This is a genomic window from Pseudomonas sp. GW456-12-10-14-LB2, from assembly GCF_002884345.1.
GTDB lineage: Bacteria > Pseudomonadota > Gammaproteobacteria > Pseudomonadales > Pseudomonadaceae > Aquipseudomonas > Aquipseudomonas paraglycinae.
In genome coordinates this window covers 1-17961 of record NZ_POHV01000019.1, presented here as the reverse complement: position 1 = coordinate 17961, position 17961 = coordinate 1, and the positions used below count along the sequence as shown (strand labels likewise).

The 17961-nt window shown below is 61.7% G+C and carries 18 protein-coding genes; 11 read left to right on the top strand and 7 right to left on the bottom strand.

Going from position 1 to position 17961, the window contains the following annotated elements; all coding sequences use genetic code 11:
- Window positions 1-2 precede the first annotated feature (2 nt).
- Together mazG and C1X29_RS15030 are read left to right on the top strand one after the other, a co-directional pair.
- Window positions 3-836, top strand: a complete 834-nt coding sequence (gene mazG, locus C1X29_RS15035) for a nucleoside triphosphate pyrophosphohydrolase (RefSeq protein ID WP_102717829.1) — start codon at window positions 3-5, stop codon at window positions 834-836.
- Between the two features lie 26 nt (window positions 837-862).
- A complete protein-coding gene (locus tag C1X29_RS15030) occupies window positions 863-1405 on the top strand; it encodes a DUF2058 domain-containing protein (protein ID WP_007957793.1) in 543 nt (180 codons plus the stop codon).
- Between the two features lie 96 nt (window positions 1406-1501).
- Here the strand turns inward: C1X29_RS15030 and C1X29_RS15025 are convergent, their stop codons facing one another.
- From C1X29_RS15025 to C1X29_RS15000, 6 genes are all read right to left on the bottom strand, one after another.
- Entirely contained in the window at window positions 1502-1690 is a 189-nt protein-coding gene (locus C1X29_RS15025) for a hypothetical protein (RefSeq protein WP_039772867.1), read from the bottom strand.
- Between the two features lie 278 nt (window positions 1691-1968).
- Window positions 1969-3189: a beta-ketoacyl-ACP synthase I gene (fabB, locus tag C1X29_RS15020; RefSeq protein ID WP_007957797.1), complete on the bottom strand. Its 1221-nt coding sequence runs from the start codon at window positions 3187-3189 to the stop codon at window positions 1969-1971.
- Window positions 3190-3200: 11 nt separating this feature from the next.
- Entirely contained in the window at window positions 3201-3716 is a 516-nt protein-coding gene (gene fabA, locus C1X29_RS15015) for a 3-hydroxyacyl-[acyl-carrier-protein] dehydratase FabA (protein WP_003227150.1), read from the bottom strand.
- Window positions 3717-3963: 247 nt separating this feature from the next.
- Window positions 3964-5865, bottom strand: coding sequence for an ATP-binding protein (locus C1X29_RS15010; protein WP_102717791.1), 1902 nt, complete (start codon window positions 5863-5865; stop codon window positions 3964-3966).
- Window positions 5862-6794 carry an ABC transporter substrate-binding protein gene (locus C1X29_RS15005; protein ID WP_102717790.1) on the bottom strand — a complete coding sequence of 311 codons (933 nt, stop codon included), beginning with the start codon at window positions 6792-6794 and terminating at the stop codon, window positions 5862-5864. The genes C1X29_RS15010 and C1X29_RS15005 overlap by 4 nt, the downstream gene beginning before the upstream one ends.
- On the bottom strand, window positions 6795-8918 hold the full coding sequence (locus tag C1X29_RS15000) for a TonB-dependent siderophore receptor (protein WP_102717789.1): 2124 nt from the start codon (window positions 8916-8918) through the stop codon (window positions 6795-6797).
- Window positions 8919-9114: 196 nt separating this feature from the next.
- Here C1X29_RS15000 and C1X29_RS14995 point away from each other — a divergent pair, with 196 nt between their 5' ends.
- The 9 genes from C1X29_RS14995 to C1X29_RS14955 all read left to right on the top strand — a co-directional run bounded on the left by C1X29_RS14995 (window position 9115) and on the right by C1X29_RS14955 (window position 16988).
- Window positions 9115-10140, top strand: coding sequence for an NAD(P)H-dependent glycerol-3-phosphate dehydrogenase (locus C1X29_RS14995; protein ID WP_102717788.1), 1026 nt, complete (start codon window positions 9115-9117; stop codon window positions 10138-10140).
- Window positions 10141-10158: 18 nt separating this feature from the next.
- Window positions 10159-10506 (top strand): DUF4389 domain-containing protein, encoded by a 348-nt coding sequence (locus C1X29_RS14990; protein WP_102717787.1) that lies wholly within the window; start codon window positions 10159-10161, stop codon window positions 10504-10506.
- Entirely contained in the window at window positions 10503-10955 is a 453-nt protein-coding gene (gene sixA / locus C1X29_RS14985; RefSeq protein ID WP_007957806.1) for a phosphohistidine phosphatase SixA, read from the top strand. The genes C1X29_RS14990 and sixA overlap by 4 nt, the downstream gene beginning before the upstream one ends.
- An 81-nt stretch (window positions 10956-11036) precedes the next feature.
- A complete protein-coding gene (locus C1X29_RS14980; protein WP_102717786.1) occupies window positions 11037-12692 on the top strand; it encodes an AMP-binding protein in 1656 nt (551 codons plus the stop codon).
- Window positions 12693-12723: 31 nt separating this feature from the next.
- Complete coding sequence (locus tag C1X29_RS14975; protein WP_102688130.1) at window positions 12724-13167, top strand: hotdog fold thioesterase; 444 nt, start codon at window positions 12724-12726, stop codon at window positions 13165-13167.
- A gap of 118 nt (window positions 13168-13285) precedes the next feature.
- A complete protein-coding gene (locus C1X29_RS14970) occupies window positions 13286-14092 on the top strand; it encodes an alpha/beta fold hydrolase (RefSeq protein ID WP_085745087.1) in 807 nt (268 codons plus the stop codon).
- Window positions 14089-14943 (top strand): alpha/beta hydrolase, encoded by an 855-nt coding sequence (locus C1X29_RS14965; RefSeq protein ID WP_102717785.1) that lies wholly within the window; start codon window positions 14089-14091, stop codon window positions 14941-14943. Before C1X29_RS14970 ends, C1X29_RS14965 begins: the two co-directional genes overlap by 4 nt.
- Window positions 14944-15070: 127 nt before the next feature.
- The gene (locus C1X29_RS14960) at window positions 15071-15877 is read left to right on the top strand and encodes a DUF4892 domain-containing protein (protein ID WP_064383534.1); all 807 of its coding nucleotides are present in this window, start codon (window positions 15071-15073) and stop codon (window positions 15875-15877) included.
- A gap of 70 nt (window positions 15878-15947) precedes the next feature.
- Window positions 15948-16988: an AI-2E family transporter gene (locus C1X29_RS14955; RefSeq protein WP_007957818.1), complete on the top strand. Its 1041-nt coding sequence runs from the start codon at window positions 15948-15950 to the stop codon at window positions 16986-16988.
- Window positions 16989-17595: 607 nt separating this feature from the next.
- Here C1X29_RS14955 and C1X29_RS14950 read toward each other — a convergent pair.
- A partial coding sequence (locus tag C1X29_RS14950; RefSeq protein ID WP_173940193.1) for an EF-hand domain-containing protein occupies window positions 17596-17961 on the bottom strand: 366 nt, incomplete at its 5' end.

Genomic DNA, 17961 nt, shown 5'->3' with positions numbered 1-17961 from the left:
CGATCTACAGCCTTGAAGACCTGCTGCACCTGATGAACCGTCTGCGCGACCCGCAGTACGGTTGCCCGTGGGACATCAAGCAGACTTACGCGACCATCGTCCCGCACACCCTTGAAGAGGCCTACGAAGTCGCCGACGCCATCGAGCGCGGCGACTTCGACCACCTGCAGGGCGAGTTGGGCGATCTGCTGTTTCAGGTGGTGTATTACAGCCAGCTGGCACGGGAGGAGGGGCGGTTCGAATTCGCCGGCGTGGTCGACAGCATCACCCGCAAGCTGATCCGTCGCCATCCGCATGTGTTTCCCACCGGTGATCTGTATGCGCCGCTGGATGTGCCGCGCCTGAACGAAGAGCAGGTCAAACAGCGCTGGGAGGAGATCAAGGCCGAAGAGCGCGCCGAGAAATCCGCCGAGCCGCAGCAACTGTCACTGCTCGACGATGTGCCGGCTGCATTGCCGGCCCTGTCCCGCTCGGCCAAGTTGCAGAAGCGCGCCGGGCAGGTCGGTTTTGACTGGCCGGATGCCTTGCCGGTGCTGGATAAGGTCCGTGAAGAGCTCGATGAAGTACTCGAAGCCATGTCCGAAAATGACCCGCAAGCGGTGGCCGACGAGATCGGTGACCTGCTGTTTTCCGTGGTCAATCTGGCCCGGCACCTGAAGGTCGATCCGGAAACCGCATTGCGTGGCGCCAACGCCAAGTTCGAGCGACGTTTCCGTTTTATCGAACAGGCATTGCGCGACACCCACCGACCCATGGAATATTGCACCCTCGAAGAGTTGGACGCCCTGTGGGGCGAAGCCAAACGTCAGGAAAAGAATTCGCCCAGCTGTGGCTGAGCCGTTGCCCAAGTGAGTAAGCATCAATGAGCCTTTCCCTTCGCGACCAGTTGCTCAAGGCAGGACTGGTCAACCAAAAGCAGGCCAAGCAGGTCAGCAAAGACAAACAGAAACAACAGCGCCTGGCCCACAAAGGCCAGATCGAACTGGACGACTCCCAGCAGCGTGCTGCCCAGGAAGCCCAGGCCGAGAAGGTCAAGCGCGACCAGGAGCTGAACCGTCAGCAGCAGGAGAAGGCGGAAGCCAAGGCCCGCGCCGCCCAGGTCAAGCAGTTGATCGAAGTCTCGCGTCTGCCGAAGCTGACGACCGAGGACTACTACAACTTCGTTGACGACAAGAAGGTCAAGCGCATCTCGGTCAACACGCTGATGCGCAACAAGCTCAGCAGCGGCTCGCTGGCGATCGTGCACCATGCCGGCGGTTACGAAGTGATTCCTCGTGAGGCGGCCCTGAAGATTCAGGAGCGCGATCCACAGCGCATCGTGCAGCTCAACGAGAAGGTCGAAGAGGTCAATGCCGAGGACGATCCGTACGCGGCCTATGTGATCCCTGATGATCTGATGTGGTAAGCGGGTTCCGCCGGGCTGCGAAGCGGCCCTGAAATCCCCAAAACGACAAACCCCGCTCATGGCGGGGTTTGTCGTTTTCAATGCTGTGGTTTTGTTTCAGGCGGATTTCCGATCCCGCTGCTGTTCCTGCAGTTCCAGTTCGGCCTTGTAGTTGTGGGCGTCGATCTCGTTGTGGAACATGCCGACCAGCAAGTCTTGTTGATGCACATCCCAGATCCGTACGCCGGCGGCTACGCCTTCATGGGACATGTGTGAATCGTCGCGTTCAGTTACTTTTACAGTCATCTGCTAGCTCCAAATCTCAAGTTATCTGCAGCAAGGCGTGTGCAGGACTCTGTTATAGATTTTGTTAGCCTGCTAAGTAAACGCCCGATTCGTGCAATGTATTCTTGCGAAATCTGCAACAGGGCTGGAGCCCGCTGAATCCGCGACATTGAGTCGCAGGGCGGTAAGTTGCATGACAAACGTTTCATCTTGGCACCGCTGAAAATGCCTTTCTCCAGGCGAAAAAAAACGCCCCGAACCAGTCGGGGCGTTTTCATGTGCGGCTCAGCGGGAGGGAATTACTTGCCTTCCCAGCGCTTCAGCACGAGGGTGGCGTTGGTGCCACCGAAGCCGAAGCTGTTGCTCATCACGGTGTTGATGGTGGCGTTCTCGCGGGTCTTGGTCAGCACCGGCAGATCGGCCACTTCAGGGTCCAGTTCGTCGATGTTGGCGGAACCGGCGATGAAGTTGCCTTCCATCATCAGCATGCAGTAGATCGCTTCGTGAACGCCGGCGGCGCCCAGGGAGTGACCCGACAGGCTCTTGGTGGAGCTGATGGCCGGGGCCTTGTCGCCGAACACTTCACGCACACCTTTCATTTCCGCGACGTCGCCGACCGGAGTCGAAGTGCCGTGGGTGTTCAGGTAGTCGATCGGGGTATCGACGGTGGACAGCGCCTGCTGCATGCAGCGGATTGCGCCTTCGCCGCTTGGTGCCACCATGTCGTAGCCGTCGGAAGTCGCGCCGTAGCCAACGATTTCCGCGTAGATCTTCGCGCCACGGGCCAGAGCGTGTTCCAGCTCCTCGACCACTACCATGCCGCCACCGCCGGCGATGACGAAACCGTCACGGTCGGCGTCGTAGGCGCGGGAAGCTTGTTCCGGGGTGTCATTACGCTTGCTGGACAGGGCGCCCATCGCGTCGAACAGGAACGACTGGCTCCAGTGCTCCTCTTCACCGCCGCCGGCGAACACGATGTCCTGCTTGCCCATCTGGATCTGTTCCATGGCGGTACCGATGCAGTGAGCACTGGTGGCGCAGGCAGATGCGATGGAGTAGTTCAGGCCCTTGATCTTGAACGGGGTGGCCAGGCAAGCCGAAACGGTGCTGCTCATGGTCCGCGTTACACGGTATGGGCCGACGCGCTTCACGCCTTTCTCGCGCAGGATGTCCAGCGCTTCCATCTGGTTCAGGGTCGACGCGCCGCCGGAACCTGCGATCAGGCCGGTACGCGGGTTGGACACCTGCTCTTCGGTCAGACCGGAGTCAGCGATGGCGTCTTTCATGGCCAGGTAGGCGTAAGCCGCTGCGTGGCCGACGAAGCGATAAATCTTGCGATCGATCAGCTCTTCAAGGTTGAGGTCGATGGAGCCGGAAACCTGGCTACGCAGACCCATTTCGGCGTATTCCGGGTTGAACCGGATGCCAGGGCGGCTTGCACGCAGGTTAGCGGAGACGGTCTCTTTGTCATTGCCCAGGCACGAAACGATGCCCAGACCAGTGATAACGACGCGGCGCATGCGAATAACCCTTAGAAGTTGTCAGTGGAGGTGAACACGCCGACGCGAAGGCCTTCGGCGGTGTAGATTTCGCGACCGTCGACAGTCACCGAACCGTCGGCAATGGCCAGGTTCAGCTTGCCCTTGAGGACGCGCTTGATATGAATGTTGTAGGTGACTTTCTTGGCGGTCGGCAGGACCTGGCCGAAGAATTTCACTTCGCCCGAACCCAGCGCACGGCCACGGCCCGGCAGGCCTTGCCAGCCCAGGAAGAAGCCGACCAGTTGCCACATGGCGTCCAGACCCAGGCAGCCCGGCATCACCGGATCGCCTTCGAAGTGGCACGCGAAGAACCACAGGTCAGGGTTGATATCCAGCTCGGCGACCAATTCACCTTTGCCGTACTTGCCGCCTTCTTCGCTGATCAGGGTGATGCGATCCACCATCAGCATGTTCGGGGCGGGCAGTTGCGCGTTACCTGGGCCGAACAGCTCACCGCGACTGCAGCGCAGCAGGTCTTCCCGAGTAAAGGCGTTTTGTTTGGTCATGCGAGCTCCTCAATAATCCCATGCGGCAGGTGGGGCAAATCTTCCCGGCCGATCGACGCGTTCATGCCTCGAACCGGCAGCCTACTCATAGACTATTGCGTTGTGGTGAAAGTCACAGCACCAAGGACATGAATGTACACTTGTGCACTGAAATTTTTAATCAAGCCCCTTTTGAGGCTCGTTCGGGTGCCTAAGACTGCCGCACTTTCGCTTTTCACGCCAGTCGCAGATGCTCGAAAGGGCCCCGTTACTGCACCCATCGCTGCAGAATCTGCTGCAGATCATTGCGTTTGAATGGCTTGGCCAGGTAATCGTTCATCCCCGCCGACAAGCAGTTTTCGCGGTCGCCCTGCAACGCATTGGCGGTCAGGGCGATGATCGGCACATGGCCGCAGCCGGGCAGGCGGCGGATCTGTCGGGTTGCCTCGTAACCGTCAATCAGCGGCAAGCGGCAATCCATCAGGATCGCTTCGAAACGGTTGTCCCCGGCGCTGCGCACCGCCTGCACACCATCGGTGGCGACGCTGACGGTAAATCCCAGACTGCGCAACATCGCTTCGATCACCGTCTGGTTGACCGGGTTGTCCTCCACCAGCAGCACATTGCGTCCTTCGCCGTGACCGTCGCCGTTCAGTGTGCGCGGTGCCGCCAGCGCGGGCAGTGCCTGCTTATATAAAGCCAATGGTATTTCCAGAGTGAATACCGATCCGCGACCTTCTTCGCTCTGAGCGCGCAAGGTGCCGCCCATCCGTTCGGCGAGGGTGCGGGCAATCGGCAGGCCCAGGCCGGTGCCGCCATATCGACGGGAAATCGAACTGTCGGCCTGCTGGAACGCGTTGAACATCAGCTCCAGGCTCTCCGGCGAAATGCCGATGCCACTGTCACGTACCGCGCAGGTGAACCACAGCAATTCGTGATCCAGCGACTGCCACTGCGCCTCGATGCTGACGCGCCCCTGTTCGGTGAACTTCAGCGCATTGCCGACCAGGTTGACCAGAATCTGCCGGATCCGCGTCGGATCGCCCTGTACCTGCAAGTCGCGCATGTCGTCGGGAATCCGCAGTTGCAGGGCCAGCCCGCGTTGCGCCGCGCTGTGCTGGAACGACTGGGCGCAGGCGCCGATCACTTCGGCGAGGTTGAACGGAATATGCTCCAGCTCCAGTTCCGAACGCTCGATGCGCGAAAAATCCAGAATGTCGTTGATCACCTTGAGCAAATGCTCGGTCGACTCGGAAGCCAGCGCCGCGTACTCGACCTGCTCCTCGGTCATGTCGGTGGTTTCCAGCAATTGCAGCATGCCCAGCACGCCGTTCATCGGCGTGCGCAGTTCATGGCTCATCATCGCCAGGAAATCCGATTTGGCATTGTTGGCTTTCTCCGCCTCTTCGCGGGTCTGGATCAGTTGCGCCATCGCCTGATGCTGCTCGCGGCTGGCCTGCTCCAGCGCCTGGGCCAGGTTGTTGATGTGCTGGGACAGGGCGCCCAGCTCGGTGTCATCGACAATCGGCAGTGGGGTCTTGTAATCGCCGTCCTGAATCGCCTTGACCGCATTGCCGATGTCGCGAATCGGCTGCGACAGACTACCGGCCAGCCGCCGCGCCAGGACGAACGTGAAGAGCAGAGCGAACAGCGCGAGAATCCCGGCCTTGAGCAAAATTTCCTGTTGGCGCTGACTGAACGCGTCATTCGACAGACCGACGATCACCCGTCCCAGATAGTCCTCGCTGGCCACGCCGGGGCTGCTCTTGCCGTCCTGGAAGAAATCGTTGTGCAGGGCAATGCGTTGCAGCCGCACCGGCGCCTGGAACACCTCGACCTGATGCGGACGATTGTGCGCATCCGCCGGCTGTTCGACGTAGGCCAGAATCCGGTTGGCGCTGTCCTGCACTTCCAGAAACCGCACGTTCGGCGTGGCCAGCGTGGCTTTGAGCAGGCTTTCCAGCACTTCGTTGTTGCCGGAAATCACCCCGTACTCGGTGGCCGGTGCGAGCTGGTTGGCGATCAACTGGCCGGTGTGGTTCAGCTCCTGACGCAAATCCTGAATGCGCACGAAGGTGAAAAAGCTGATCAGCAGCAAGGTCAGCAACAGCGCAGGGCCCAGGCTGATCAACTGGGTGCGGGTGTTGATGTCCCAACGGCGGAAAATCATGGGCGGCGCTCTCCTTCGGCCAGCTCTGCGGCGACAGACGCTTCATTCATCGGTTCTATCCCTAAGGAACGAGCCACCTGCGCATTACTTGAGACTTTAAAACGCCCGGGATAGAGCGTGCGCGGCCAGGTGGCCGGTGGCCGGTCCAGCAATTCGTCGAGAACGGCCAGCCAGTCGTTCTGATCGCTGTACGTGCTGGCCAGGCTGCCGGCGCGAACGAAAGCGACATTCGGCCCGACCAGCGCCAGTTGCCGAGAGTAACTGCTGAGCAACAGGTTCTTCGCGGTTTTCGGGTTGTACAGGTCTGGGTCGTCGAGGCCCAGCAGCACGTCGCTATTTTTCAGCACAGTCTGCAAGGGGCGGCTGTCGTGGGTGTTGTCCCAGCGCTGCGGGACAATTTGCAGATTCAGCGGCTGGGCGGCCGATTGCAGCTCCTTGAGCAGGAACTCGCTGTGCTGATCGAACAGCACGCCGACTCGCCCGGCCTGGGGCAGGATCCGGCGGATCAGTTGCAACTGACGACTCAGCGGCGGATCGGCCCACAGCAGGCTCAAGTGGGGCGGTTGCACGTCGCCGAAGCGCTGTCGAGCTTGCAGGCGGCTGATGCGCAGGACCAACGTCGCGGGGCCCTGGCTTTCCTGCATGCGCCAGTCGAGGCTCGGCAGATCCAGCAGGATCAGGCGCAGGCTCGACGGCAACTTGCCCGGCGCCGGCAAACTGGCCAGCGGCTGGAAATGCACGCGGTCGGTCGGGCGCAGTTCGCTCAGGGCCTGAACGAAGGACTGCACGCCAGGGCTTTCCTCGGCGCCGGTCAGCAAAATGTCGGCCGCCTGCACCGCCACGCCATGCAGCCACGCTGTCAGGAACAGACAAAGCCCGGCCAGCCATTGACCGAGTGTTGGCATCTTCCGTGACATGGCGTAGCGCATCTAGAACTCCAGCTCGGCGCTGAAATACACCACGCGGCGTTCGTCGTAATTGTTGTCGACGAAGGTGGTCGGTTCATGGTCGAGGCGTTGTTGCAGCACGCCGGCCAGTTGCAGTTGGGCCTTGCCCAAGGCGATGCGTTTGGCGATGCGCGTGTCGACCCGCTCGAAGCGGTAACCGTTGAGCGCGTTGTCACCGTAATAGAAGAGGGCGCTGTTCCAGCCGTGGCCCCAATCGCGCAGCCAGCCCGCCGAGCCGCTGTTGCGCGCGGTGAATTGCTGGTCCAGTGGGTTGCTCGCCTCGGCGTCGACGAAGGCGTAGGTCAGGCGCAGGCGGTCGGCCGCACTCAGGCGCCAGTCCAGTTGCGTCTCGGTGCCGCGAAAGCGCGAATCGTTGGCGTTGCTGGCGATGTATTGATTGTTGCGCAGCGGCTCACTGATCATCCCGGTGATTTCGTCGTAGAACAGCTTCACGTCCAGCGCCAGGCCCCATTCCGGGAAAAAGCCGTTGTAGCCCAGTTCCCGCGAGCGCATGTGTTCCTGGTCCAGATCGCCGGGGCCCCGGGTCTTGACGAAGTAGCGGGCCGAAGACTGGCCATAGGCGGCGGGCCGCAGGTTGGTCACCTGATAACTCCAGTTGACGTTGTTCTCGAACATGTCCGGCGAGCGGATGGCTTCCGAATACACCGCGCGCAGGCTGTGGCGCGGATTGAACAGGTAGTTGACCGCAAACCGGGGCGTCAGGGAGCTGCCGATCAATTGCGTGTCTTCGAACATGGCGCCGCCCTGCAACAGCCAGTGTTCGCTGGCGCGCCATTCCAGCTGGCCGAAGGCGCGCCAGGTGGTGTCGTCCAGCGTGCCGTTGAAATAGGTCTCGGAATCGGCACGGTCGTAACGATAGTTCAGGCCGCTGACCAGACGCAGGCTATCGGACAGGCTGAGGGTGTCCTGCAATTCCAGGTCGTAACGCGATTCCCGGGCACTCTGGTCGATGTCGCCGCACAGGGTCTGGCGCGCGCCGTTGCGCCACTGGTCCAGCACCTGATTGGCCAGGGCCATTTCCTGCGGCGTGCCGGCGGGTGCGCCGGGGCCGGTGAACAGGGTCATGTTGCGGGCCAGGCGTTCGGTGTAGTTCGGGTTGAGTTGCCACAGCTCCGTGAGCTGCGGGCTGAACGACACCTCGGCGTCACAGGCGCGCCAGGTTTGCTGGCGATCCCAGTGTTGCGCCGAGCCCTGCACATAAAGACTGTGATCGGGGTTGAGGTCCAGATTCCAGCGCACCGAACCGGCATAGTCCTTGGCAACCACGTCGGAATTGTTCCCGGCAGCCGTAATCCCGGAGAACACCGGACGGTAGGTATAGGGCCGTTGATTGGCCCCGTCCTTGGCGTTGATCTGCCAGTCCAGGCTCTGGTTGTCGCTCAGGGTCTGGCTGACGGCGAGACTGAAGCGGTTCAAGCGGCGGCTGTCGCGGTAATCGGCGCCGGTGCGGTCGCTGTCAAAGCCGTCGTCTTCCTGGCCGGACAGAGAAAGACGCAAGTCGCCGTCATTCCAGCCGGTGCTCTGGCTGGCATAGAAGTCGTTGATGCCGCGTTGGCCGCGCGTCAGCTTCAGCCGCGTGCCGTGGCTGTCCGCCGGGTTGCGGGTGATGATGTTGACCACTGCCATCAGCGCGTTGGCGCCGTAGCTGACGGTGTTCGGGCCGCGAAAGACTTCGATGCGCTCGATGTCTTCCATCGCCACCGGAATGTCGCTCCAGTCCACGGTTGCGAGACCGGCGCGGTACACCGAGCGTCCGTCGATCAGCACCTGCATGCGTCGGGCTTCAGTCGCGTTGGTCCCGTGGTAGTTCACCGCCGCCTGATTGCCGCTGATGTTGCCGACCATCATCCCCGGCACCAGCCGCAACAGTTCGCTGATGTCCCGGGCACCGCTGGCGGCGATCAGTTCGCTGTCCAGTACGGTCATGCTGCCCGGGACTTCCGCCGGCGACTGTTTCAGGCGCGTGGCGGTCAGGATCTGCGGCAAGGCCTCACTGTCGACAAACAGGTCGTCCGCCAGCAGCACCGGGCTGAACAGCAGCGCCAGCAGCAGGGACGAACGCGGGGAAGGGGGGCCAGAAAACACGACGCAGCCTTGATAGCAAAGAATTGGCGCGCATGTTAACTGAGGTCGACGACTTTTCCAGTCACGTTGCAGGCATTTTCCTCGGTTTTATTGGTCTTCTTCCTACAAGTGCGGGTAATTGACGCCGGGGCTGTCCGAGAAGGGGACGCTCCGTATAATGCCGGCATCGCCACTGGTATGGATTAACGGATTACATATGACTGAACAGCGCCCGATTGCGGTCCTGGGAGGCGGAAGTTTCGGTACCGCCGTGGCCAATCTGTTGGCCGAGAACGGCCATCAAGTCCGGCAGTGGATGCGTGACCCCGAACAGGCCGAGGCCATCCGGGTCAATCGCGAGAACCCGCGTTACCTCAAAGGCATCAAGATTCTGCCGGGCGTGACCGCGGTCACCGACCTGCAGGAAACCCTCGACGCCTGCGATTTGTGTTTCGTCGCGTTGCCGTCCAGCGCGCTGCGCACGGTTTTGGCGCCTCATGCCGAGCGCCTGAGCGGCAAGATGCTGGTCAGCCTGACCAAGGGCATCGAAGCCCACACCTTCAAACTGATGAGCCAGATTCTCGAAGAGATCGCCCCGCAGGCACGTATCGGCGTGCTGTCCGGGCCGAACCTTGCGCGGGAAATCGCCGACCACGCGCTGACTGCCACCGTGGTTGCCAGTGAAGACGAAGAACTCTGCAAAGCCGTGCAGGCCGCATTGCATGGCCGCACTTTCCGCGTCTACGCCAGCGCCGACCGTTTCGGCGTGGAGCTGGGCGGTGCCCTGAAAAACGTCTACGCAATCATTGCCGGCATGGCGGTGGCGCTGGAGATGGGCGAGAACACCAAGAGCATGCTGATCACTCGCGCCCTGGCCGAGATGACCCGGTTTGCGGTGAATCAGGGCGCCAACCCGATGACCTTCCTCGGTCTGGCCGGGGTCGGCGATCTGATCGTTACCTGCTCGTCGCCGAAAAGCCGCAACTACCAGGTCGGTTTTGCCCTCGGTCAGGGCTTGAGCCTCGACGAAGCGGTGTCGCGCCTGGGTGAGGTGGCCGAAGGGGTCAATACCCTGAAAGTGCTCAAGGCCAAGGCTCAGGAGGTTGGCGTCTACATGCCGCTGGTCGCCGGACTGCATGCAATCCTCTTCGAAGGGCGCACGCTTGAGCAGGTGATCGGTCTGCTGATGCGCGCCGAGCCGAAAACCGATGTCGACTTTATTTCCACCAGTGGTTTCAACTGATTCAGCAGGGAGCAGGCCATGAACGATCCGAAAACCGAAGCCAAATATGAATCCATCCTCCTGCGGGTGTTGTGGATGATTGTTTACATCCTGGTCTGGCAGGTGGCGCAGTTCATCCTCGGCGCGGTGGTGCTGGTGCAGTTGATCTATCGTTTGATCTATGGCGCCCCGAGCGCCAGCCTGATGAATTTCGGCGACAGCCTGAGCCAGTTTCTGGCGCAGATCGGCCGTTTCGGCAGCTTCCACAGCGACCAGAAACCCTGGCCGTTCGCCGACTGGCCGGCGCCGCGTACGCCGGAAGGTGAAGCGCCACACGTTGTTGCGCCGGCACCGCATCCGGCCCGGGATGAGGAACCCAAGCTATGAAACTCTGGGTATTGCGTCACGGTGAGGCCGAGCCCTATGGCTCGCGCCCCGACTCCGAGCGGGAACTGACTGCCCACGGTCGCAAGGAAGTGTTGAGCAGCGCAGCCCGTTTGATGGGCCAGCCGCTGACGGCGATCTACGCCAGCCCGTACCTGCGGGCGCAACAGACGGCGCAACTGGTGCGCGAAGCTCTGGGCTTCGAGCCGGAGATCCGCACGGTCGAGTGGCTGACCCCGGAAGTTGACCCGGACCGCGTTGCCGAGCAACTGGTGTCGGTGAGCAACGTGCTGCTGGTCAGCCACAATCCGCTGGTGGGAAACCTGCTCAGCTACCTGCAACACGGTGCGGGCTATCCGCCGGAGAAAGTCAGCACCGCCGGGCTGGCCGAGCTCGAGCACAGCGAATTGCTGATCGGTTCGATGACGCTCAACAGCCTTAAACATCCCTGAAATTTTTTGTACGAAATAGTCAACCAAGCACTTGCTTGGTTGACTACGCTTGCTCCAGACCAAAAAACAGGAGCGAGTCGAATGTCTTCCGCCTTCCGTTTGCCGCTGGACGTGTTTTACGAACGTGAGGCCCGGCACCCGCGTCAGCGTTTTCTGGTGCAGCCGATTGGCGGCGGGCAGGTCGAGACACTGACCTGGGCCGACGTCGGCCATCAGGCCCGCTGCGCCGCGCACTGGCTGCGCTCCCGGGAATTGCCGCAAGGCAGCCACATCGCGCTGATCTCGAAAAACTGCGCGCACTGGATCATCGCTGATCTGGCGATCTGGATGGCCGGGCATGTCTCTGTGCCGCTTTATCCGAACCTCACCGCCGAATCGGTGAATCAGGTGCTCACCCACTCGGAAAGCGTGCTGGCGTTCATTGGCAAGCTCGATGACTGGCCGGGCATGTCGCCAGGTGTGCCAGCCGGCCTGACCACCGTCAGCTTGCCGCTGCATCCGCCGGGCACGTTCGATTTCAACTGGGATGACCTGCAACGCAGCTCGCCGATCCAGGACGATCCGCGTCCCGCCGCCGAGCAACTGGCGACGATCATTTACACCTCCGGCACCACCGGCCTGCCCAAGGGCGTGATGCACAGCTTCGCCAATCTCGGGTTTGCGACGACGCGCGGCACGCAACTGTTCGGTCTCAATGAGCACGACCGGCTGCTGTCGTATCTGCCGCTATGCCATGTGGCTGAACGGATGTTCGTCGAACTGGCGTCGATCTACACCGGGCAGACTGTGTTTTTCGCCGAGAGCCTCGATACCTTTCTCGCCGATCTCAAGCGGGCGCGGCCGACGGCGATGTTCGGGGTGCCGCGGATCTGGACCAAGTTCCAGATGGGCGTCTACAGCAAGATCCCGGCAAAACGTCTGGATTTCCTGCTCGGTCTGCCCTTTATCGGCAAACGGATCGGCCACAAGGTATTGGCGGGGTTGGGGCTGGATGCGTTGCGCGTGGCGCTGTCCGGTGCGGCGCCGGTGCCGCTGACCCTGTTGCGCTGGTATCAGAAACTCGGGCTCGACGTGCTGGAGGTCTACGGCATGACCGAAAGCTGCGGGTATTCGCACATCTGCCTGCCGGGGCAATACAAGGAAGGCTGGATCGGCCGGCCATGCCCCGACGTGGAAGTGCGGATCGATGAGTCCGGCGAAGTGCAGGTGCGCAGCCAGGCGAACATGCTCGGCTATTTCAAGGAACCGCAGAAAACCGCCGAGACCCTCACCGAAGACGGCTTCCTGCGCACCGGCGACAAGGGCGAACAGGACGCCGAAGGGCGCTTGCGCCTGACCGGGCGGCTCAAGGAAATCTTCAAGACCAGCAAGGGCAAGTACGTCGCCCCGGCGCCGATCGAAAATCGGCTGGCGGTGCATTCGCGGATCGAACAAGTCTGCGTGGTCGGCGATGGCCTGAGTGCGCCGCTGGGGTTGTGCGTGCTCTCGGCGGTGGGCCGGGAAGAGCCCCGCGCGCCGCTGCATTCGAGCCTGGAAAAACTGCTGGAGGAGGTCAACGCCGTGCTCGACAAGCACGAGCGCCTGCGCCGGCTGGTGGTGGTCAAGGACAGCTGGGCGGTGGAGAACGGCTTCCTCACGCCGACTTTGAAGATCAAACGCAACATCATCGAAGACACCTACGGAGCACGTTTCGAAGAATGGAGCGAGCGCAGCGAGGCGGTGCTGTGGCAGGATTGAGCGTCGATCAAAACAACAAAGGAAGCCTGCGATGACCTTGTGGCGCACCACTCCGAACATCGAGCAGTTGAACGCAATCCAGAAAAACACCATCGGCGAAGTGCTGGACATCCGCTTCGAGTCCTTCGACGAAGAATCCCTGACGGCCAGCATGGTCATCGACCATCGCACCCATCAGCCTTACGGCCTGCTGCACGGCGGCGCCTCGGTGGTGCTGGCCGAGAGCGTCGGCTCGATGGCCAGTTACCTGTGCATCGACGCCAGCAAGTTCTATTGCGTGGGCCTGGAAATCAACGCCAACCACTTGCGCGGCCTGCGCAGCGGACGGGTGACGGCTGTGGCCAAACCGATTCACATCGGCCGCACCACCCACGTCTGGGACATCCGTCTGACCAGCGATGAAGGCAAGGCCAGTTGCGTGTCGCGCCTGACCATGGCGGTTGTTCCACTTGGGGAACAACCGCCGGCGCGTTGATGGCCGAAGCGTCATAGCCCTGACCGGACTGTCATCATTCCTGGCAGTTACGGTCATTGCTGAAGGACGCGGTCTTACGGACAATCAACGCCTGTTTTCCGCTCATGGATTTGCCGGTATGTCGCAACCGATCTTCTTCGCCCACGCCAATGGTTTCCCTTCGGGTACCTACGGCAAACTGTTCGCGGCGCTGGCGCCCGAGTACCGGGTCGCGCATCTGGAACAACACGCCCATGACCCGCGTTTCCCGGCGGGTGACAACTGGTACCACCTGGTCGACGAACTCATCCATCACCTGCAACAGCAAGATGAGCCGGTGTGGGGCGTCGGCCATTCCTTCGGCGGCATGTTGCATTTGCACGCTGCACTGCGTTGCCCTGAACTGTATCGGGGCGTGGTGATGCTCGACTCGCCGGTGCTGACCCGCACCGATCAATGGGTGATCCGCGCCGCCAAGCGCTTTGGTTTCATCGACAAACTGACCCCGGCCGGTCGCACGCTGGGACGCCGCGAAGAGTTTGCCGATCTGGACAGCGCCCGAGGTTATTTTGCCGGCAAAACCCTGTTCCGCAGCTTTGATCCGGAATGTTTCGATGCCTACTTGCAGCACGGCCTGCACAAGGTCGGCGACAAGTTGCGCCTGCGCTTCGATCCTGCGACCGAGATCAGCATCTATCGCGGCGTGCCGCACACCAGTCCTGCGCATACCCGGCAATTGAAAGTGCCGCTGGCGGTGGTACGTGGACACAAGAGCCGCGTGGTGATGAACCACCACACCCGCTTCGTCGGACGCCTGCCTCAGGGCGAGGCGCTGACCGTGCCCGGCGGGCACATGTTTCCGCTTGAGCGCCCGCAGGACACCGCGCAATTACTGAAAAACCTGTTCGATCGCTGGGAGCGCCGGCAAGACAAGGATTGCGCATGAACCCCGGCGTCGAAGAAGTGCGCCTGAGCCTGCCGCATATCGAACTGGCAGCGCACCTGTTCGGCCCGGAAGACGGGTTACCGGTGATCGCCCTTCACGGCTGGCTGGACAACGCCAACAGCTTCGCCCGACTGGCGCCGAAGCTCAAAGGCTTGCGCATCGTCGCGCTGGACATGGCCGGCCACGGACATTCCGGGCACCGGCCGAACGGCGCCGGTTACGCACTGTGGGATTACGCCCATGACGTGCTGCAGGTCGCCGAACAACTGGGCTGGAAACGTTTCGGGTTGCTCGGGCATTCCATGGGCGCCATTGTTTCGCTGGTGTTGGCCGGGTCGTTGCCCGAACGCATCACCCATCTGGCGTTGATCGACGGGATAATTCCTCCTACCGACAAAGGCGAGAACGCCGCCGAGCGCATGGGCATGGCCCTGCAGGCGCAACTCGATCTTCGGGAAAAGCGCAAACCGGTCTACAACACCCTCGACCGGGCGATCGAAGCACGGATGAAAGGGCTGGTGGCGGTCAGTCGCGAAGCCGCCGAACTGCTGGCCCAGCGCGGTCTGATGCCGGTGCCCGGCGGTTACACCTGGCGCACCGACAACCGCCTGACTTTGCCTTCGCCGCTGCGTCTGACCCAGGAACAGGCGATGGCGTTCGTGCAGCGCATTGCCTGCCCTGCACAATTGGTGGTCGCCGCCGATGGCATGCTGGCCAAACATCCGGAGCTGCTGGAACGTCTACCCTTTGACCGGGAACAGCTGCCGGGCGGGCATCATCTGCACCTGAACGATGAGGCCGGGGCCGACCTTGTCGCAGACTGTTTCAATCGGTTCTTCGCCATTCCTTGACTTGCTCCCGGCAACTGTCGAGGCTGGGCAGGTTGAAATGGGAGACAACCAAGATGGATTTCTACACCGCTGCGACTTCGAACTGCCCTCAAGGCACCCTGGCCATGCCCCTGCGATGAGCCTGTCCATGCGATCTATCAGTCTGCTGGCGCTGTGCTGTTTCAGTCCCTTTCTATTCGCTGCCGACCTGCCGGGCAGTCAGGACTTGCCGATCGTGCCGCGTGTGGCCGATGCGCAGATCGTCGACTATCGCCCCGCCGTGGAGCTGGAGCGGATCTACCCGCTCGGCTCGATCCGCAAGATCAGCGGTCAATTGCGTTTCGACGGCCAGGTCAGCGCCCGGGGGCAGACCACCTCGGTGACCTATGAATTACCGCCGGAGCATTCCGCCACCGAAGCCTTTACCCTTGCCCGCGAAGCCCTGCAAAAGCAGGATGCCCAGCTGTTGTTCTGGTGCCAGGCCCGGGATTGCGGCGAGAGCAGTCTGTGGGCCAATGAGGTGTTCGGCAACGCCAAGCTGTACGGTGCCGACGAGCAGCAGGCCTATCTGCTGCTGAGGCTCGCGGCCCCGCGCGACAACACGCTGGTGGCGCTGTACAGCATCACCCGCGGCAATCGCAAAGCTTATCTGCACGTTGAACAGTTTGAAGCACTGGCACCGCTCGGTGAGCTGCTGCCGACCTCGGCCACGCTGTTGCGGGAACTGAAAAGCACCGGCGAACTGGATTTTCCAAAACTGGCCGGCGATCCGGATGACACCTGGCTGCGCTTGCTGTCCCGTGGCTTGAACCTCGACACCACGTTGCGGGTGACGGTGTCCGGACCCAAGGCCGAGGCCTGGCGGCAGGCGCTGATCGGGCAGGGCGTGCGCGCCGCGCGAATGGAAACCGGCAGTGTCGACGGCGAAGGTCTGCGCATCGATCTGTTGCGATAAGGTGTCTTTGGCGGACACGCTCGACGTGTTCGCCTACTCTTTGCCTGACTGATTTTTTTCGAGATTTCACATGCCCAATAATGATCGTCTGCTGGTGCAGATCCTGTTGCTGGTGTTGTTTGGTGCCAGTTTCTGGGTGATGGCGCCGTTCTGGTCGGCGCTGTTCTGGGGCGCGGTGCTGGCGTTCGCCAGTTGGCCGCTGATGCGTTTGCTGACCCGCTGGCTCAATGGCCGGGAATCCCTCGCGGCGCTGTTGCTGACCATGGGCTGGATGCTGCTCGTGGCGGGGCCGCTGGTGTGGCTCGGCTTTAACCTGGCCGATCACGTGCGTGATGCCACGGCGTTTATCAAGGATGTGCAGGTCGACGGATTGCCCGAGGCGCCGAGCTGGCTGGGTGGCGTACCGGTGGTGGGCGAACGGCTTGTCGGGATCTGGAACAGCATCGATCAGCAGGGCGCGGCCCTGATGGTGACGGTCAAACCTTATCTGGGGCAGGTCGGCAACTGGTTGCTGGCGCGCAGTGCGCAGATCGGCAGCGGGATCCTCGAGCTGACCCTGAGCATTGTCTTCGTGTTCTTTTTCTACCGTGACGGGCCGCGACTGGCGGCGTTCGTGCACAGTCTGCTGGAACGCCTGATCGGTGATCGGGCTGGTTACTACATCGATCTGGTGGCCGGTACGGTGCAGCGGGTGGTCAACGGGGTGATCGGTACGGCGGCGGCGCAAGCGGTGCTGGCGCTGATCGGGTTCCTGATTGCCGGGGTGCCGGGGGCGCTGGTGCTGGGGATCGTGACGTTCTTGCTCAGTCTGATTCCGATGGGGCCGCCGCTGGTGTGGATTCCGGCCACGGCGTGGCTGGCCTGGAAGGGCGAGTACGGGATGGCGGTGTTTCTCGGGATCTGGGGGACGTTCATCATCAGTGGCGTGGATAACGTGCTCAAGCCGTATCTGATCAGCCGGGGTGGGAATCTGCCGTTGGTGATTGTGTTGCTTGGGGTGTTTGGCGGGTTGATTGCGTTTGGGTTTATCGGGTTGTTTATTGGGCCTACGCTTTTGGCTGTTGCTTATAGTTTGTTGACGGATTGGAGTAAGAGTCAGGCTCGGGTTTGAGGCTTTTGACTTGGCGGCCTTTGGGCCGACCAGGCTCTTTGGGATTGGGTGAATATCCGTTTCTTCGGGTGTTGCCGCTGGCGGTTTCGCTTTTACAGCGACTCCCTTTGGCAAACGCCCCAAAGGAAGCAAAGGTCTTGGCCCCTGCGTTCGGCGCCTCGCTGTGGCTCGGCGTTCCTTCGCTCCGGGATTCATCCGGGGGCATCGCCTACGGTTTGCTTCGCTGCACCTCCTCTCGATGCATGCGGCTGCGCCGCACGGTCGCTGCGCTCCCACCCCCGGATAAATCCCTCCACTCAGCCTTCCGATGGGGCCGGCACGTCAAAAGCGGTACTCGAGCTAACGCTCATTGTGTTGAGTGGTGGGAGGCCAAAGCCAAAGCGAAAGCAGGAGTGGGGTTGTATGTGCTTTGAAACCTGAGTTCACCTCGGTATTTCACGTCGGTGTAGTTCGCTTAAACACCTCGGTCAGTCCCCTCTCCCTCTGGGAGAGGGCTAGGGTGAGGGCCGCTTTGATGACACACCGCAGAGCCAAAGCAAACCACTCACCCAGCCAGAGTTAATCGCCCCTCAAGTCTTGACCCGAGAGCGATCCTCTTCACCCAATCTCAAGTCGCCACATTCAAATACTTGCCCACCGACGCGGTGCTTTCTAGCGAGTACTGCTTGCTCAGATTGGCAATCATGCGGTTCAGCGCTTCGGTTGTGGTTTGAGTATTGCTGGCGGTCTGTTCGTCATCCGGGCGTTCGCGACCTGCATGCAGTGCAGCTTTCAGTTCGTCGCTGCTGACGCCTCCGCTGCTGTCGCTGTCCAGAACCTTGAGCAGGGCGGTGGCGGTGTCGGTGTTGTTTGAGGAGGTGCTGTCGCTGGTCTGCAACGCGCTGTTCAGTTCGGTGGCGGTAACCGTGCCGTCGCCGTCTGCATCGAGTTGGCTGAATAGTTCGTCGCTGGAGGCTTGCGGTGGTGGGGGTGG